The 2,554-nt window shown below is 70.3% G+C and carries 3 protein-coding genes; all 3 read right to left on the reverse strand.

The annotated features are described in order from the left end of the window. Nucleotides 1-170: 170 nt before the first annotated feature. The 3 genes from ACFWTC_RS38730 to ACFWTC_RS38740 all read right to left on the reverse strand — a co-directional run bounded on the left by ACFWTC_RS38730 (nucleotide 171) and on the right by ACFWTC_RS38740 (nucleotide 2,310). Nucleotides 171-1,217, reverse strand: coding sequence for a fatty acid desaturase family protein (locus tag ACFWTC_RS38730; protein WP_383933470.1), 1,047 nt, complete (start codon nucleotides 1,215-1,217; stop codon nucleotides 171-173). Between the two features lie 250 nt (nucleotides 1,218-1,467). Further along, a complete protein-coding gene (locus ACFWTC_RS38735) occupies nucleotides 1,468-1,800 on the reverse strand; it encodes an STAS domain-containing protein (RefSeq protein WP_383933472.1) in 333 nt (110 codons plus the stop codon). 93 nt (nucleotides 1,801-1,893) lie between these two features. Further along, nucleotides 1,894-2,310 carry an ATP-binding protein gene (locus ACFWTC_RS38740; RefSeq protein ID WP_383933474.1) on the reverse strand — a complete coding sequence of 139 codons (417 nt, stop codon included), beginning with the start codon at nucleotides 2,308-2,310 and terminating at the stop codon, nucleotides 1,894-1,896. Nucleotides 2,311-2,554: the final 244 nt, after the last annotated feature.

Genomic DNA, 2,554 nt, shown 5'->3' on the forward strand with positions numbered 1-2,554 from the left:
CGCCACAGATTTTCATGCGGTAGGCAGGGAGGTAATCGAACCCCGGGGAACACCGGCGCCCACCAGCGCCGACGCGTCCGGGCAGAGCAGCGCCTGCTGCAGGGTGACGTGATGCTCGGAAAGCCGGGAATGCGGGCCACGGAGAACCGCAGCCGGGCGACCCGCGCCCATCAGGTGGCGCGGGCTTGTCGGATAGGGGCGCCGGCGTGGTGGAGGCTGGCGAGGGTCTGCCGGTAGGAGTTGACCAGGCTGGTCTCCAGGTAACTGACTCCGAGTTCCTGGCAGTGACTGCGGACGATGGCCTGGGCCCTGCGCAGGTGCGGGCTGGGCATGCTCGGGAAGAGGTGGTGCTCGATCTGGTAGTTCAGGCCGCCGAGGACGATGTCGGTGAACCGGCCTCCGCGCACGTCGCGCGAGGTCAGCACCTGGCGCCGGAGGAAGTCGGGCCGGTCCGTGCCCCGCAGGACGGGCATCCCCTTGTGGTTCGGGGCGAAGATGGAGCCCAGGTAGATGCCGAACAGGCACTGGTGTACGAACAGGAACGCGACCGCCTTGCCGGGCGGGAGCACCAGGAACAACGCGCCGAGGTAGACCGAGAGGTGCGCGAAGAGGAGACCGGCCTCCCACGCACGGTTCTTGAGGGACTTGTCCGCCAGCGACCGGATCCCGGACACGTGCAGATTGAACCCCTCCAGCGTGAGCAGCGGGAAGAACAGGTACGCCTGGGAGCGGCCGATCAGCCGCGGCAGTCCGCTGGCGGTGCGTGCCTGGTCCTGGGTCCAGACGAGGATGTCCGGATCGAGGTCGGGGTCGAGGTCCTCGTGGTTGGGGTTGGCGTGGTGGCGGGTGTGTTTGTCCTGCCACCAGCCGTAGCCCATGCCGATGCCGAGGTTCCCTGCGAGACGGCCTGACACCTCACTGGCCTTGCGCAGCCGGAAGACCTGTCGGTGTGCGACGTCGTGCGCCAGGAGCGCCACCTGCCCGAAGACGACGGCGAGGAAGGCGGCCGCGAGCAGCGTCCACCAGCTGTCGCCGATCAGTGCGAAGGCCGCCCAGCCCGCGGCGTAGAGGGCCGTCACTACAGCGATGCGGAGCGTGTAGTAGCCGGGGCGGCGGGCCATCAGTCCGGCCGCCTGGATCTTCTTGGAGAGTCGGGCGAAGTCGCTTCCCGTTCCCGCCTGAGCGGGCGGGGGACGCACCTGTTGCAGGGGATCCATAGTGAGAGGTCACTTTCCGTCGTCCACCACGCGGTGATGGAAGCAGCCGCAGGCAAGGGTGCGACGCCGAACCGGCGCGCCGGGGCCCTGCACACGGCGCCTACCCGCAATCGGGGAATCGACCGCCGCTGAGCGACTCCGGCTCCCCGTCCGACGGGTTCCGGGTGACTTCGTTCGTGTGCGGCAGGGCGGGCGGGAGGCATCGCGATGCGGCTCGACGGGCCTCGAGAGGCCGCCGGGGACCGCTTCGCTATTCGGTTCCCTTGCCGGCGATGGCGTCCTCGACGGTGAGTACCTGTTCCGTGCCGGTCACGGCCAGGAGGCGGGCAAGCTGGCGCGGCAGGGGGCCCAACAGTCGCAGATCGCATGCGCCGCAGAGGGTGAGGAGCAGGTTCAGGAAGGTGGAGTCGCCGAAGGTGATGTCGCGGACGTCCAGGGCCAGCTGCTCTACGCCGGGCTCCGCGAGGGCTGTGTCGCACGCGGTTCGGAGCGGGGCGAGGGTACTGAAGTCGAATGCGCCCGCGCACCGCAGCACCCGCCGCCCGTCACGATCGGGCAGAACGGTCACCGTCGTCGGTTCCACAACGCCTCCTTGAACACACGTAGGGATCATGTCCCCAGCCTGCCCAGCCCGCGGCCGTCCACCGGCGGCCTTCCCGGCGCGGGGGAAGCGGGATCAGCTCAGGCGCAGGACGGCTCTGATCGTCTTGCCCTCGGGGTGGAGGGTGATCTCGATGCTTTCGGCCAGGCGCTGGATGAGCGGCCACCCGTATCCGCCGGGCCGGGCGGGTTCGCCGCGGCGGGAAGACGGTGGGCGCGTACTGGCGTCGCCGACCGACACGTGCAGGGTGTCACCGGTGATGTCGGTGCGGAAGAGGGTGATGCCGCCGCCGTGGCGGATCGCGTTGGTGATGAGCTCCGTCGTGACGATGAGGGCATCCGCGGCGATCACGCTGTCGAGGCTGACGCCCGCCCGCTCCAGAAGCTCATCCACGGTGCGGCGGGCAGCTGACGACGTGGTGACGGCCGGCTGGTCGCCACCCCGGGGGCGGCCCGGGCCGGGCGGGTCATCGGCTGATGCGGGCGTGCTCATACCGGGATCACCTGTCCTCGGTCGCGGAAGTCATGCCGCCCCGGCCCGTTCGGCCGCGGCGGGGTGATCAGCATGCCATCGCGGGGTCCGGCCGGCCTGCGGCGGCCCCTCCGCATCAGGCGTCTTGGGCCGTCGGAGAGGCTTCGGTGCGGGGTCCGTGCCAGTCCAGGCACAGTACGGTCGCGTCGTCTCTGGGGGGCCGGCCGTCGTAGACGTCGGTGACCGCGCCGACCAGAGCGCGTAC

The sequence above is a fragment of the Streptomyces sp. NPDC058619 genome, assembly GCF_042717785.1.
GTDB lineage: Bacteria > Actinomycetota > Actinomycetes > Streptomycetales > Streptomycetaceae > Streptomyces.